Raw genomic sequence first — 14,015 nt, 5'->3', positions numbered from 1 at the left:
CCGGCATGATGGACCGCGCCCGCTCCTTCCTGCTGTCAGCGCCCCAGGCCAGCACCCCCGCGCAGCCGGTGCTCGACCCGGCCCGGGTCCGTCGCATCCTGGTGTTCCGTGCCCTGGTGCTCGGCGACCTGCTCTGCGCGGTGCCGGCCTTGAGGGCCTTGAAGGCGGCCTACCCGCAGGCCGCACTGACGCTGGTCGGCCTGCCGTGGGCGCAGCAGCTGGCCGAACGCCTGCCCCAGGTGGACGATTTCATCGCCTTCCCGGGGCATCCCGCTCTGCCGGAAGGTCGGCTGGAGCTGTCGGCCTGGCCGGCCTTTCTCGCCGAAGTGCAGGCGAGGCAGGCGGATCTGGCCGTGCAGATGCATGGCAGCGGCGGCATCGCCAATCCGCTGGTGGCCTGCTTCGGGGCGACCCGCATGGCCGGCTTCTGGCTGCCCGGCGCCTGGTGTCCCGACCCGGAGCTGTTCCTGCCCTGGCCCGACGGCGGCCACGAGATCGAGCGCCTGCTGTCGCTCACCGACCGGCTCGGTCTGCCGCGCCAGGGGCAGCAGCTCGAGTTTCCCGTGCGCGATGCCGATCGCCGCAGCGTGCTGGCGCTGTGGCCCGAAGCCGGGCAGGGTGCTCATGTCTGCGTGCACCCGGGAGCCCAGCTGCGTTCACGCCGCTGGCCGGTGGCCCGGTTCGCGGCGGTCGCCGATGCACTGGCCAGCGAAGGCTGGCGCGTTGTCATCACCGGCACGGCGGCCGAAGCGCCGCTGGCCGCCGAGCTGCAGTCCGCCATGCGGGCGCCGGCCGTGAACCTGGCGGGCCGCACCTCGCTGTGGGAGCTGGGCGCGCTGGTGGAAGGTGCCCGGCTGGTGGTGAGCAATGACACCGGCATCTCGCACATCGCCGCCGCGCTGCACACGCCCAGTGTCATCGTCAGCTCCGGTGGCGACGTGCAGCGCTGGCAGCCGCTCGACCATGACTTGCACCAGGTGCTGTGGGGTGATGTTGCCTGCCGGCCCTGTGCCCACGAAGTTTGTCCGGGCGCGCACGAATGCGCGCTTGCCGTCGGGCCCGAGGCGGTGATCGCCGCGGCCCGGTTGTCCCTTGCAGGAGCTAGCGTCCATGTCCCGCAGTAAGCGGTTGAAGATCCTCACCTGGCATGTCCATGGCAACTACCTCTGGTACCTGACCCAGGTGCCGCATGACTTCTACCTGGTCACCGATGCCGAGCGCTCGACCCATCACAGTGGCCGCAGCGGCACGCTGCCGTGGGGCGATAACGTGTTCGAGGCCCGGGTGGAGCAGATTCGCGAGATGGCGTTCGACGTCATCCTGTTCCAGTCGCGCGATGCCTGGACCGAGGAGCAGTACCGGCTGCTGAGCCCGGCCCAGCAGCGCCTGCCGCGCGTCTACCTGGAGCACGACCCGCCGCAGGAGCATCCCACCAACACCCGCCATTGGGTGCAGGACCGGGAGGTGATGCTGGTGCACTGCACCCCCTTCAATGCGCTGATGTGGGACAGCGGCGACACGCCCACCCGGGTGGTGGAGCATGGCGTCAAGCTGATGAGCCCGGCCAGCTACAGCGGCGAGAAGGCCGAGGGCATCGTGGTCGTCAACAACCTGCAGCGACGCGGCCGCCGGCTCGGGCTGGACGTTTACCGCCAGGTGCGGCAGGCGGTGCCGTTGAGCCTGGTCGGCATGGGGGCGCTGGAGTTGCAGGACATCGGCGGCCTGGGCGAGGTGGAGAACCACCGCCTGGCGGAGGTGATGTCGCAGTACCGGTTCTTCTTCAACCCGATCCGCTACACCAGCCTCGGGCTCTCGATCATCGAGGCAATGATGGTCGGGCTGCCGATCGTGGGCCTGGCCACCACGGAGCTGGTGACGGTGATCTGCAACGGCGAGAACGGCTATCTCGACACGCGGCCCGAGCGCCTCATCGAGGCCATGCAGCGCCTGCTGGCCGATCCGAAGGAAGCGCAGGAGTGGGGCGCTGCGGCCCGCAAGACGGCGCTGCAGCGCTTTGGCATCGAGCGCTTCGTGGACGACTGGCTCGACGTGTTCGAAACCGTGGCGGGCTGAGCCGCCACCTGCCGCCGGCCGCGTGGCGCGTCCGGCGGCCAGAAGGGGGCGCGTGGAGCCCCCTGCCGGGGCCTCAGGGGTAGAGGCCGCGTTCCTGGCGCGCCATCAGGATGCGCTCGCAGGCCACGGCGAACGTGGCGGTGCGCAGCGAGATGTTGTGGCGCTCGGCGGTGTCCCAGATCTTCTTCAGTGCGTCGACCATGATCTTGTCGAGGCGCACGTTGATCTCGTCCTCGCTCCAGAAGAAGCTGGAGAAATCCTGCACCCACTCGAAGTAGCTGACCGTCACGCCGCCGGCGTTGCAGATCACGTCCGGCACCACCAGCACGCCACGGTCGCGCAGCACCTCGTCGGCATGCGGCAACGTCGGGCCGTTGGCACCTTCGAGCACCAGCTTGGCCTTGATGCGGTTGGCACGGTCGGAGGTGAGCTGGCCTTCCAGGGCGGCCGGGATGAGGATGTCGCAGTCGACGTCCCAGAACGACTCGTTGTCGATGCGCTCCGCCTGACCGTAGTCGCCGACGCCGCCCCGGTCGTGCAGGGTCTGCATCAGGCTGGCCATGTCCATGCCATTGCGATTGACGATGGTGCCGGTGTGGTCCTGCACTGCCACCAGCTTGGCGCCGGCCTGCACGAACAGCTCGGCTGCAGCGCTGCCGACGTTGCCGAATCCCTGTACCGCCACGCGAGCGCCGTCCAGGTTGAGGCCGATGCGGCGGGCCGCCTCGCGGCCGGTCACGAACACGCCCCGGCCGGTCGCCTTGACCCGGCCCAGCGAGCCGCCCAGGTGGATCGGCTTGCCGGTGACGACGCCGGTGGCGGTGGCCCCCACGTTCATCGAGTAGGTGTCCATCATCCACGCCATGATCTGGGCGTTGGTGTTGACGTCCGGTGCGGGGATGTCCTGCTGCGGCCCGATGATGAGGCCGATCTCGCTGGTGTAGCGGCGGGTCAGCTTCTCCAGCTCCTTCAGCGACAGGTGCTTCGGATCGACACGGATGCCGCCCTTGGCACCGCCATAGGGCAGGTTCACCGCGGCGGTCTTGACCGTCATCCAGGCCGACAGCGCCATCACTTCTTCCAGCGTGACGTCCGGGTGGTAGCGCACGCCGCCCTTGCCCGGGCCGCGCGAGAGGTTGTGCTGCACACGGAAGCCCTCGAAGTGGCGCACCGTGCCATCATCCATCTCGATCGGGATGTCGACGATCAGCGCGCGCTTTGGGCGCTTCAGGGTTTCGGCCCAGCGGGCCAGGGAACCAAGGTAGGGGACCACACGGTCCACCTGGGAGAGGTAGGTCTCCCACGGGCTGTCTGTGGACGGAGTCACGTAAGACAAAGAACTCACGCCTGTTCCTTTCGATCAAAAGCTTCGTTCGTTCGGTTGGCTCGGCCGGTAGGCCGTGCGCGCACCCGGAACTGTAGAGTCGCCCGACCCATTAAAGTCGGCCGAGTCATGCAAGTTATGCATGACCCTGCGGCATACCCTCAGGCCGCGTTGGCGGCGTCAACCCGCCGCTGCGGCGTGCAGGAACAGCATCAGTCGTCGTTCGGCGGCCGGCAGGCGGCTCGGCACCCGCCGGCGCCGGCAGGGCTGGCAGGAGGCCGCCAGCGTGCCGGCTACGAAGCACTCCAGCACGCCTGGATGGACATATGACTTGCGGCACACCGCCACCGTGTTGCCAAGGCGGGACGAGACCTGGGTCAGCGCTTCCTTGATCAGCCGCCGCGCCTCGCCCTTGCTGCCGGCGCTCAGCGGCGCCAGCCACTCCAGCGCCTGTGTCGACGCATGCCAGGTGCGGAAGTCCTTGGCGGTGAACTCAGCCCCGGTGGTTTCCCGGAGGTAGTCGTTGACGTCGCTGGAGCCGACGTCGCGCACCTCTCCGGCATCGTCCACATACTGGAACAGCTCCTGGCCTGGCAGGTCCTGGCAGCTGCGCACCAGCCGGGCGATGCGGCGGTCGGTCACGCTCACCTGATGCAGCACGCCACTCTTGCCCTTGAAACGCAGCTTCAGCGTGTCCCCGCGCACTTCTGCATGCCCGTCGCGCAGGGTGGTCAGTCCGTAGGAGCCGTTGGTGCGCGCGTATTCGTCATTGCCGACCCGCAAATAGGTGGTGTCCATCAGGTGCACGATGGCGGCCAGCACCTTCTCGCGGGGCAGCCCCCTGCGGCGCAGGTCGCGCTCCACACGGGCGCGGATGCGGGGCAGCGCCGCGCCGAAGGCGATCATGCGGTCGAACTTGTTGGCATCGCGCTGGGCGTGCCAATCCGGGTGGTAGCGGTACTGTTTGCGGCCGCGCGCGTCCCGCCCGGTGGCTTGCAGGTGGCCATCCGGCAGCGGGCAGATCCACACGTCGGTGTAGGCCGGCGGGATCGCCAGCTGGCGGATGCGGGCCAGCACTTCAGGGTCGCTCACCGCCCGGCCCTGGCTGTCCAGATAGGCGAAGCCCTGCCCGCGGCGCACTCGCTTCAGGCCCGGCATGCTGTCGCTCACATAGCGCAGGCGGACCGTCCCGCTGTCCAGCGCGCGCGCCAGGGCGGCGCCGATGGCCTCGACCGGCCGGGCGGTGGCGGCAGGCAGGGCGTCAGGACCGGCGTCGGCTCGCATGGGCAGCTCCGCTACTTGGCGCTCGTGCCGCCGGCCAGTTTCTGGGCGGCCGCCAGATGTTGCCGCAGCTTCGGCAGCAGGCGCTTGGCATAGGCCTTCACGTCCGCGTCCTGCGCGCTGCCGGCGGTCTTCTCGTAGAGGTCGATGTCGATCTTGTGTCCGTCGATGGCGCTTTGCAGAAAGCGGCGGTCGAAGTCGGCCCCACGCAGTGCCAGCAACTGCTGCAGGTCCGGCTTGCGCTCCGGCGCCACCTCACTCGCCACGCTCACCTTCTTCTTGGCGGCCAGGGTCCGCAGTTCGTCCAGTGCCGCGGTGTGCTCCTTGACGAGCATTGCCGCATAGTTTTTCACGTCGGCCCGTGCACCGTGCTCCGCGACGCTGCGAGCGGCATCCAGCTCGAACAGGGCCGAGGTGGCGGCCGTGGTCAGGAAATTCTGGTCGGCCAGCGCCAGCGCGCTGGGGTCCACCTGGCTGGCGGCTGGCGCCGGCTGGACCGAGGGGGTGACCCCGCCTGCCGTGATGTTGTTGCCGCTGGGCGTGGCGCGCGGCGACTGGGCGTCGCTGCCGGCGCCGGGGGCGGGCGGCGCTGCAGTGCTGTTGTCCATCGTGGTGCCGGCCGAAGCGGCCGGGCCGGCGGCGTTGCCGCGGGCGCCGGTGCTGGCATCTGCCGACGGCGTGCCCTCGGCCGCGCGCTCGTTACCGATGCCGCTGGTGGCGTCGGCCGAGCCGCCGGTGGGCCCGGTGCCGGTGGCTCCTGCCGTGGCGGTGTCAGACGGGCTGCCGGCGGCGCCGGTCGAGGTGCCTCCCGTCGGCGTGCCGACGGGAGAAGGCGCGCTGTTCGCGGGGCCCTCGGTCGTGCTGGAAGGCGGCGCCTCCTTGCAACCGGCGGCGAGCAGGGCGGACGCGGCGAGCGCCGCAAATAAGGCGGTGGACATCGATCGCATCGGTTCTCCTGAAAAAACTACAGCGTGCGGCAGTTTTGGGTGAGCGATGGGCATGCCCCTGGCCGCAGTCTGTAAGTGTCTGCTGGCCAGGGCCGGCCGGTAGGGCGGCCGACGCAGGCACGCCACTCGCGTCAGGGGCGCCGCAACAGCTTGGGCAACATCACCAGACCAAACAGGGCGGCCACCCCGACCAGGACGTAAACGACGCGGGACAGCGCCGACATGGGGCCGAACAGGGCGGCCACGAGGTCGAAGTTGAGCAGGCCAACCAGCGCCCAGTTCAAGCCTCCGACGATCAACAGCACCAGCGCAATGGTCGCAAGTACGGAAAAACCCGTGACGCCGGAAACTTCCCGGTCGGTGGAGGACTGAGGTGTCATGGACGGACTCCTTGTGACGGATGAAAGGCAGACCCCGATTCAGGGTCATGGCCTGTCTGGCAGGCGGCGTGCCAGCCGGAAGTGGGCACGCGGATTGCCAAAGACCTTTCGAGTTCGGGGATGCCGAGGGTGCACGCTGCGCCCGGCCCGGACACGGTTCGCGCCTTGTGGCGCGCCATTGCGACCATCCACTGCGAGGGAGCCCCATGCAAAGAATGACAAGGGGTAGTGAGCGCCCAGTTACGTCCAGCCATATCTCGTTGCCTACTCCGACGGCCGCCGGCCGGCAGCCGGAGGCGTCATGACCGAGGGTCTTCGCGTTCCCGACATGCCGCGGAGGGGCTGAGATGGCAAGCACTCACCTCGCCGACGTCACCATGTTCTGGAGTGCCGCCAGTGGCGGTGTGCGGCGGTATCTCCATGCCAAGCGGGCCTGGCTGCAGCGCCATGCTGACTGGCGTCACACGATTGCCGCTCCGGTCGTCGACACTGAACGCATGGTTCGCATGCCTGCCGTTCCCTTGCCGTTCTCGCGCGGCTATCGGATGCCCTGGCAACGCGGCGCCTGTGCGCAACTGCTGGTGCAGCTGGCACCCGACCTGATCGAGGCCGGCGATCCTTACCGGCTGGCGTGGTCGGTGCTCGACGCAAGTCGTCAGCTCGGCATTCCGAGCGTGGCCTTCTGCCATTCCAACTTGGCGGCCATGGCTGAGCGGGTGGCCGGCCGTGCCGCGGCGGCCATGGCACGGGCCTACATGAAGCGGCTCTACAGCCAGTTCGACCTGGTGCTGGCGCCCAGCGAAGCGATGCGTTCGCACTTGCTCGGCATGGGCCTCGGCAATGTGGAGCGCCAGGCGCTTGGCGTGGATACGCAGGTCTTTCACCCCAAGCGCAGCGACGCGGTGTGGCGCGCCTCGCTCGGGCTGCCGCCCAATGCGCGACTGCTGGTCTACACCGGCCGCTTCGCGCCCGAGAAGCACCTGGGCCTGCTGTGCAGTGCCGTTGCTCGGCTGGGGCCGCGCTACGTGCTGCTCGCCCTGGGGGCCGGGCCGACCCCGCCGAGTGGTCCGCGCGTCATCGTGCGGCGCTTCGAGCACGACAGCCTGCGGCTGGCCCGGGTGCTGGCCAGCGCAGACGCCTTTGTGCATGCCGGCGACCAGGAGACCTTCGGGCTGGCACCGCTGGAAGCCATGGCCTGCGGCCTGCCGCTGGTGGTGCGTCGGGCCGAGGGCCTGGCCGAACTGGTGGACGACACGGTCGGCATTGGCGTCGACCGCGCCCACCCGGACGATTTCGCGCAGGCGATCGATGCCTGCTTCTCGCGCGACCGGCAGTCGCTGGCGCGGGCCGCACGAGCCCGGGCCGAGCAATACGACTGGTCCAGCGTGATGCCTGTTCTGATGGCCCGCTACCACCGCCTGCTCACGCGGCGCGCAGCAGCGGCGCCCAGCTTGTCGCTCTCATCCCAAACGGAGGCTTGATGGAACCGAGTCTTTGTGTCGTTCTGCATGACGTTGCGCCCGATACCTGGGGCGCTTGTCAGCGGGTGATCGACGCCGTGGGCGAAGTTGCGCCCGTCCCCCTGACCCTGCTGGCCGTGCCGCGCTACCACGGCGCTGCCCGCAGCCCGGCCTTCGAGGCCACCCTGACCCAACGCCATGAGTGCGGCGACGAGCTGGCGCTGCACGGCTATACGCACCAGGACGACGGCACGCCGGCCGGGCCGATCGACCGTTTGCGACGACAGTGGTACACCGCCGGCGAAGGCGAGTTTGCTGACCTGAGCCGCGAGGCGGCCACGCAGCGGCTGGTCGCCGGTCTGCGCTGGTTCCAGGCGAATCGCTGGCCACTCTATGGTTTCGTCGCGCCGGCCTGGCTGCTCAGCCCGGGCACCTGGGAGGCGCTGGCCGTCATGCCGCTCACCTACACCAGCACGCTCCGCAAGATCTACACCCTGCCGCAGCGCCAGTCCATCACGAGCCCCAGCGTGGTGTACTCGACCCGCGCCGGCTGGCGCCGCCTGGCCTCGGTGTGCTGGAACAGCGCGTTGTACCAGGCCGGGCAAGACTCCCAGCTCCTGGTGCGCTTCGAGCTGCATCCGCATGATGCCGACCACTTCTGGGTGCGCCGCTCCTGGCAGCGCCTGCTGTCGTGGCACCTGCAGTATCGCCGCGCAATGACGGTGGCGGAGTTCGTCCGCCAGTGGCAGGAAAGCGCTTGCGCCAACACCTTGCCCGCCACCTACTGGCATCCCGGCGAGGAAACGGCGGCGCTGCCGCTGGTGCCCAGCGCGCTGGCGGCTCAGAACAACCTCAGCACGCCGGCCGCCATCAAGGCGCCGATGACGGCGCCGGCCAGCACATCGCTCGGATAGTGCAGGCCCAGCACCACCCGTGACAGCGCGATCAGCAGGGTGAAGGGCACCAGCACGAAGGCGAGTGACGGGTAGTAGTGCAGCAGCACGGTCGAGAAGGCCACCGCGTGCAGCGTGTGGCCCGACGGGAAGCTGAACTGGTCCAGCGCCCGGGTGCAGGCGCGGATGTCGGTGCAGGCCACGTAGGGCCGGGGCCGGCCGGCCCAGCGCTTGAGCAGCAGGTAGATCGTGAGGTTCGCCACCCCGAGTCCCAGCATGCGCAGGCTGCAGGCCCAGCCTTGCGGCCCGCCCACCAGCGGCAGCAAAGCCATGCCGCCGTACCACAGGGCGCCGTTGCCGAGGCGGCTGACGATGGCCAGCAGGAGCACCAGCCCCCGGTGGTCGGCCGCACGGTGGAGGCGGCGGGTCCATAGCAGGTCGTGTTGGGCCCAGGCGGCGCAGCGCTGCCGCAGCAGGCTGATCTCAAGCCGGGCAAGCGGTCCGGGCATGGGTGGCTTCCACTGCATGGGCGGCATCCAGCAGGTGGGCTTCAAAGCGCGTCAACACCGAGCGCCAGGTGGCTTCCAGGGCGGTGCGCCGCGCGGCCTCTCGCATGGCGCGTAAGCCGCCAGGCTGCAGCAGCAGGCTGCAGGCCGCTGCAATGAAGCCGGTTTCGTCCCCAGGACGGGCCAGCAGGCCGCTTTCGCCGTCCTCGATGTGTTCGCCGGCGGCGCCGGTGTCGTAGGACACCACCGCCAGGCCGGAGGCCATCGCCTCCAGCACCACATTGCCGAAGGTGTCGCTGAGGCTGGGGAAAAGAAAGACGTCCGCCGAGGCGTAGTGCTGGGCCAGCGCCTCGCCCCGCAGTGGACCGACGAAGCGGGCGGCCGGGTAGTCGTGCTCCCAGCGCTTGCGCATCGGGCCGTCGCCGACCACCACCATCTGTGCTTGCGGCAGCCGAGCGCGCAGGTGCTCGAAGGCCTGCAAGGCCAGCGGTACGTTCTTCTCCGCCGCCAGCCGACCGACATAGAGCAGCACCGGCGTGTGGCGGCCCGCCCCCCATTCGCGGCGCAATGCCGGGTTGCGGTGCTCGGGTGAAAAGCGCTCGGTGTCGACGCCGCGGCCGACGACGGCCAGCCGCTCGAAGCCCTGGTGGCTCAGCCCGCGGCGCACCGAGTAGGTCGGCACGAAGGTGCGGTGCGAGGTGTTGTGCAGCCGTCGCAGATAGCCGCGTACCAAGGGCTCGCACCAGCCCAGCCCGTAATAGTGACTGTACTGATGGAAATTCGTGCGGAAATCGCTTGTGACGGCCAGCCCCATTGCGCTCGCCGTGCGCACCGCGGCCCAGCCCAGCGGACCGGGCGTCGCGACATGCACGAGCTGCGGCCGCGCGCGCTGCCAGCGCTGGCGCAAGGTGCGGCCCAGTGCGAGGCCGAAGCGGAGGTCGCGGTACATCGGGATGGGAAGGCCGGCGGTGCGCCACTCCTCAGCGTCGCAGCGTGGAGCTTCGTGCGGCTGTCGGGGCCGCACCAGCTCGACTTCGTGCGGGCCGGAACGCAAGTGGTCAACGGTGCGCTGTACTGTCAGCGCGACGCCGTTGAGCTCGGGCGGATAGGTTTCCGTGATGTAGGCAATGCGCACGATGGCCCCTTGGGAAAGACGCCCGACCTCAACGGCAAGCGCTGTGCCCAGCCTGTATCTTGGCGTGCGCGTAAGTGAGGCATGACACCTCGAGGCATGGCGCCTGCTGAGTTGCCGCGCAACCGCCTCGAATGAAAGGACCGGATGGACTGGGCCGCGTGGTTCCTGCGCCTGAGCGCTTTCGATGTGAAGCTCTTCACCTTCAGTGGCACGACCTTCACTGTCTTCTCGTTGTTCAAGCTCGCGCTGGCGGTGGTGCTGCTGTTCGCCGGTGCGGCACAGCTAAGGCGATGGATGGTGGTCCGGGTGCTGGTGCGCTTCCAGATGGACCTGGGCACCCGGCAGGCCATCGGCTCCATCGTTCGCTACCTGGTGCTGATCGTCGGCTTTGTGGTCATCCTGCAAACCGCCGGCATCAACCTGACCGCCTTCAATGTTGTGGCCGGCGCACTGGGCGTGGGGGTGGGCTTCGGCCTGCAGAACGTGTTCAGCAACTTCATCAGTGGACTGATCATCATGTTCGAGCGCCCCATCAAGGTGGGCGACCGCATCGAGCTGGCCAACATCGAGGGGGTGGTCCACGACATCGGTGCGCGTCGTACCACCATCGTCACCAACGACAACGTTGCCATCCTCGTCCCCAACCAGCGCTTCATCACCGACAACGTGGTGAACCTGGTGTACCTCAATGCGCCCGTGCGGCTGAGGCTGCCGGTGAGCGTGGCGGGTGGCAGCGATATCGAGCAGGTCCGCGCCGTACTGCTCGACGCGGCACGGGAGCATCCCCTGGTGCTGAAGGAGCCGGGGCCCTCGGTGTTCCTGCTGTCGCTGGGCGGCGCAGCCATGAGCTTCGAGCTGCTCGTGTGGCACCTGCCGGGCGCTGCAACGCGCCACCAGCTCAGCAGCGAGTTGAATTTCGCCATCGGCCGAGGCCTGCGCGCGCATGGCATCCAGAACGCCTGACGGCTCGCGGGCGGCTTCAAACGCATTGAAGGGCATACCGCTTGCTGCTCAGGGTGCCACCACTGAAGCAAGAGCTGTGATGACTCCACGACATACCCTTGTAGCCGGCGGCGCCGGTTTCCTCGGCAGCCACCTGGTGGACCGGCTGATCGCCGCCGGCCACGACGTGCTGGTGCTGGACAACTTCTGTACCGGCTCACCACGCAATGTCGAGCATCTGTCGCGGCATCCGCGGTTCCGGCTGCGCTTGCACGATGTGATCGACCCGGTCGCCGTGGATGTCGACGGCATCTTCAACTTCGCCTGTCCCGCGAGCCCGGAGCATTACCAGCGCGACCCGGTGCACACCACGCTGTCCAGCGTCATGGGGGTGCGCAACATGCTGGAGCAGGCGCGCCGCTGCGGCGCCCGGATCTTCCAGTCCTCCACCAGCGAGGTCTACGGCGACCCCGAGGTGCACCCGCAGGTCGAGAGCTACCGCGGCCACGTCAACATCCTCGGTCCGCGCGCTTGCTACGACGAAGGCAAGCGCTGCGCGGAAACGCTGTGCTCTGCCTACCATCGGCAATACCGGGTGCCGGTGCGGATCGCCCGTATCTTCAACACCTATGGCCCGCGGATGCAGCCCGGCGACGGCCGGGTGGTCAGCAACTTCATCGTTCAGGCCTTGCGCGGCGAGGACATCACCATCTACGGGCGCGGCGAGCAGACCCGCAGCTTCTGCTACGTGGATGACCTGATCGAGGGCATCCTGCGCCTGATGGATTCGGACGCCGAAGGCCCGCTCAATCTCGGCAACCCGCATGAAAGCACGGTGATGGAGCTCGCCGAGCTCGTGTTGCGGCAAACCGGTAGCCGCTCCCGCCTGGTGTACCGTCCGCTGCCGGCCGATGATCCGCGACGGCGCTGCCCCGACATCGGCCGCGCCCGCCGTGTGCTCGACTGGCAGCCGGCCGTGCCGCTGGAGGACGGGCTGCGCGAGACCATCGCGTACTTCCGCCGCGTGCTGGGCTTGGGGCGTCCGATGCTGTCGATGCCTGGGCGGCCGGTCACTGCCGCCGAGACGGCTCCGGCGGCCGCACCGCAGTGGGTGCCCGAGCTGGCCGCCGTCGCTGCTGCACAGGAGGCGCAACAGCCGGCCCACTGACGACGGCGCCGGGCGGCGGCCGGCGCCCGCCTGGCACGATTGTCGAGCCGGGTGTCAGGGCAGGAAATCCAGGCGGGCCGCCAGCCATTCGCTGGCGCGGGCGTGCCAGCCGCGTTCGCGCCACTCGGTGGGCAGCACCTCGTGGCTGCAGAACAGGTCCTGGCGGAACACCTCTTCCAGCCTGGCACCGAAGGTCGGGTCGAGCACCACCACATTCGCCTCGGCGGTGTGCAACACGCTGCGCCAGTCCAGCTTGCCCGCGCCCAGCGTGGACCAGACGCCATCGATGACCGCGGTCTGCGCCTGCGGCAGCGCCTCGCGGCGCTCGAAGATGCGCACGCCGGCCGCCAGCAGCTCGGCATAGTGACCGCGGTGCACCGGCCACAGCGCGCTTTTGCCGCCGCCGGGAAGCACCAGGCGCACGTCGACGCCCCGGCGGGCCGCGCTGGCCAACGCGCGCAGGAGCCGGCGAGGCGGCGCAAAGCAGTCGGCGGTCAGCCAGATTCGTTGCTCGGCCGACTCCACCGCTCGCAGCAGCACATGCAGGGACGGGTGGTGGCGGTGGTGGTCGTCGCAGGCGGCCACCGCCACTTGCTGTTCGCCGGCCGCCGCCAGCGGCGGGAAGTAGCGGGCGCGCTGGGCGGCGCTACGCGACTGGCTGCACCAGTGGTCCAGGAACAGTCGCTGCAGGGTGGCCACCACCGGGCCTTCCAGGCGAACGTGGGTGTCACGGGCCGGGCTGTCGCCGCCGGTGCCGAGCGCTTGCGACGGCACCGGATAGATGCTGCTGCCGTCCAGGCCACCGGTGATGGCCACCCGGCCGTCGACGATCAGCAGCTTGCGGTGCTGGCGGGCGTGCAGCGCGTGCCCCAGGGGGTTGCGCCAGACGCTCGGCGGCCGGTATTCGCAGAGATGCACGCCAGCCTTGCGCAGGGCGGTGAAATAGCGGCTGCAGGTGCCGTCCGGGTCCATGCCGCCAAGCAGCAGGTTGACGCGCACGCCTTCGCGCCGCTTCGCCAGCAGCCGGCGCGCCAGTTCGCGTGCGGGGCCGTCCGCCTCGACCAGGTGGCTTTCGATGTTGATGTGGTCGCGTGCGGCTTCGATGGCGTCCAGCATGGCGGCGTACGCGCTCGGCGCATCGATCAGCGCGTCGACCCGGTTGCCGGGCGTGATCGGCCGCTCCAGGGCATTCGCAAGCGCCGTTGCATGGCGCACCGAGCAGGCCGCCTCGGCGGGCGTCTGGCGGGCTTCGAGGCCGGGATGCCGTCGAGGCACCGGCGGCATGGGGCGCAAGCGCGAGGTGGTGGCGGAGCTACGGTGAGGCGGGGCCGGGCGGAAGGTCTGCATGGCAAAACTGCGTGCGCTGAGCGCCAAGCTGGCGTTCGAGCTTTCTGGCAAACAGTGTGCCTGCCCCCTCTGGCACGGGTGTTGCCGTCTGGCAATGGAGACCTGCCGACCGGCGGGCCGAGCACGGCTCACTGCGAGCCGAAAGGAGCAATCGATGAGACACCACCCCATGTTCGCCTTGCTATGGGTTGCGCTTGCTGGCGTGGCGCAGGCGCAGGGCGCCGGCCCGGCCACCCAGCCGCGCAGCACGCCGGCCCCCGACATGCTGCCTCCGCCGGTGACGCAGCCCGATGCCGTCCGGCAGGCCGGCGCCAACGAGACTGAGCGACCGCGTGCCCAGCGTGCCAACCCGCTGCGCGGGGAAATGCCGAGCGGCCACTCGCGCGAGATGTCGCAGTGCACCGACCTCCCGCGCGAATCACGCGCTGACTGCGTGCGCGACCTGATGGGCACCCGCGGTGGCGACGCCGAAGCCGCGCCCGCGCGCGAAGGGGGCATGAACGCCCCGCGTGATCGCGGCCTCACCCCGCCTCGCTGAACGCTGACACGGGAAATGACA

Annotated in this window: 14 protein-coding genes; 7 read left to right on the top strand and 7 right to left on the bottom strand. The window is 69.5% G+C overall.

Annotated features, from left to right (window positions below; all coding sequences use genetic code 11):
* Window positions 1–5: 5 nt before the first annotated feature.
* Both N7L95_RS07890 and N7L95_RS07885 read left to right on the top strand, forming a co-directional pair.
* Window positions 6–1,124, top strand: coding sequence for a glycosyltransferase family 9 protein (locus N7L95_RS07890; RefSeq protein WP_301259273.1), 1,119 nt, complete (start codon window positions 6–8; stop codon window positions 1,122–1,124).
* Window positions 1,111–2,073: a glycosyltransferase family 4 protein gene (locus N7L95_RS07885; protein ID WP_301259272.1), complete on the top strand. Its 963-nt coding sequence runs from the start codon at window positions 1,111–1,113 to the stop codon at window positions 2,071–2,073. Before N7L95_RS07890 ends, N7L95_RS07885 begins: the two co-directional genes overlap by 14 nt.
* Before the next feature lie 73 nt (window positions 2,074–2,146).
* Here N7L95_RS07885 and N7L95_RS07880 read toward each other — a convergent pair whose 3' ends face one another.
* The 4 genes from N7L95_RS07880 to N7L95_RS07865 all read right to left on the bottom strand — a co-directional run bounded on the left by N7L95_RS07880 (window position 2,147) and on the right by N7L95_RS07865 (window position 6,005).
* Window positions 2,147–3,418 (bottom strand): Glu/Leu/Phe/Val family dehydrogenase, encoded by a 1,272-nt coding sequence (locus N7L95_RS07880; RefSeq protein WP_301259271.1) that lies wholly within the window; start codon window positions 3,416–3,418, stop codon window positions 2,147–2,149.
* Window positions 3,419–3,577: 159 nt separating this feature from the next.
* Window positions 3,578–4,681: a DNA topoisomerase IB gene (locus N7L95_RS07875; protein WP_435870069.1), complete on the bottom strand. Its 1,104-nt coding sequence runs from the start codon at window positions 4,679–4,681 to the stop codon at window positions 3,578–3,580.
* Between the two features lie 11 nt (window positions 4,682–4,692).
* Window positions 4,693–5,625 carry a DUF4142 domain-containing protein gene (locus tag N7L95_RS07870; protein ID WP_301259270.1) on the bottom strand — a complete coding sequence of 311 codons (933 nt, stop codon included), beginning with the start codon at window positions 5,623–5,625 and terminating at the stop codon, window positions 4,693–4,695.
* A gap of 131 nt (window positions 5,626–5,756) precedes the next feature.
* Window positions 5,757–6,005, bottom strand: coding sequence for a DUF378 domain-containing protein (locus N7L95_RS07865; RefSeq protein WP_301259269.1), 249 nt, complete (start codon window positions 6,003–6,005; stop codon window positions 5,757–5,759).
* 347 nt (window positions 6,006–6,352) lie between these two features.
* On the opposite strand from N7L95_RS07865, the gene N7L95_RS07860 reads away from it, so the two are divergent.
* Together N7L95_RS07860 and N7L95_RS07855 are read left to right on the top strand one after the other, a co-directional pair.
* Complete coding sequence (locus N7L95_RS07860; protein WP_301259268.1) at window positions 6,353–7,486, top strand: glycosyltransferase; 1,134 nt, start codon at window positions 6,353–6,355, stop codon at window positions 7,484–7,486.
* Window positions 7,486–8,379: a DUF2334 domain-containing protein gene (locus tag N7L95_RS07855; RefSeq protein WP_301259267.1), complete on the top strand. Its 894-nt coding sequence runs from the start codon at window positions 7,486–7,488 to the stop codon at window positions 8,377–8,379. The genes N7L95_RS07860 and N7L95_RS07855 overlap by 1 nt, the downstream gene beginning before the upstream one ends.
* Here the strand turns inward: N7L95_RS07855 and N7L95_RS07850 are convergent.
* Together N7L95_RS07850 and N7L95_RS07845 are read right to left on the bottom strand one after the other, a co-directional pair.
* The gene (locus N7L95_RS07850; protein ID WP_301259266.1) at window positions 8,307–8,867 is read right to left on the bottom strand and encodes a phosphatase PAP2 family protein; all 561 of its coding nucleotides are present in this window, start codon (window positions 8,865–8,867) and stop codon (window positions 8,307–8,309) included. The two genes, N7L95_RS07855 and N7L95_RS07850, sit on opposite strands and share 73 nt — an antisense overlap.
* Complete coding sequence (locus tag N7L95_RS07845; protein WP_301259265.1) at window positions 8,842–9,999, bottom strand: glycosyltransferase family 4 protein; 1,158 nt, start codon at window positions 9,997–9,999, stop codon at window positions 8,842–8,844. The genes N7L95_RS07850 and N7L95_RS07845 overlap by 26 nt, the downstream gene beginning before the upstream one ends.
* Before the next feature lie 144 nt (window positions 10,000–10,143).
* Between N7L95_RS07845 and N7L95_RS07840 the strand changes: the two genes are divergently transcribed.
* Together N7L95_RS07840 and N7L95_RS07835 are read left to right on the top strand one after the other, a co-directional pair.
* Window positions 10,144–10,962, top strand: coding sequence for a mechanosensitive ion channel family protein (locus tag N7L95_RS07840; protein ID WP_301259264.1), 819 nt, complete (start codon window positions 10,144–10,146; stop codon window positions 10,960–10,962).
* A 79-nt stretch (window positions 10,963–11,041) separates the two neighbouring features.
* The gene (locus tag N7L95_RS07835) at window positions 11,042–12,109 is read left to right on the top strand and encodes a UDP-glucuronic acid decarboxylase family protein (RefSeq protein ID WP_301259263.1); all 1,068 of its coding nucleotides are present in this window, start codon (window positions 11,042–11,044) and stop codon (window positions 12,107–12,109) included.
* A gap of 54 nt (window positions 12,110–12,163) precedes the next feature.
* On the opposite strand, the gene N7L95_RS07830 is transcribed toward N7L95_RS07835, so the two are convergent.
* A complete protein-coding gene (locus N7L95_RS07830) occupies window positions 12,164–13,456 on the bottom strand; it encodes a phospholipase D-like domain-containing protein (protein WP_301259262.1) in 1,293 nt (430 codons plus the stop codon).
* Between the two features lie 154 nt (window positions 13,457–13,610).
* Here N7L95_RS07830 and N7L95_RS07825 point away from each other — a divergent pair, with 154 nt between their 5' ends.
* Entirely contained in the window at window positions 13,611–13,994 is a 384-nt protein-coding gene (locus N7L95_RS07825; RefSeq protein ID WP_301259260.1) for a hypothetical protein, read from the top strand.
* Window positions 13,995–14,015 lie beyond the last annotated feature (21 nt).

Source organism: Eleftheria terrae, assembly GCF_030419005.1.
Classification (GTDB): Bacteria; Pseudomonadota; Gammaproteobacteria; order Burkholderiales; family Burkholderiaceae_C; genus Caldimonas; species Caldimonas terrae.
The sequence above is the reverse complement of the archived record's forward strand: the minus strand, read 5'-3'. Positions and strand labels throughout refer to the sequence as shown.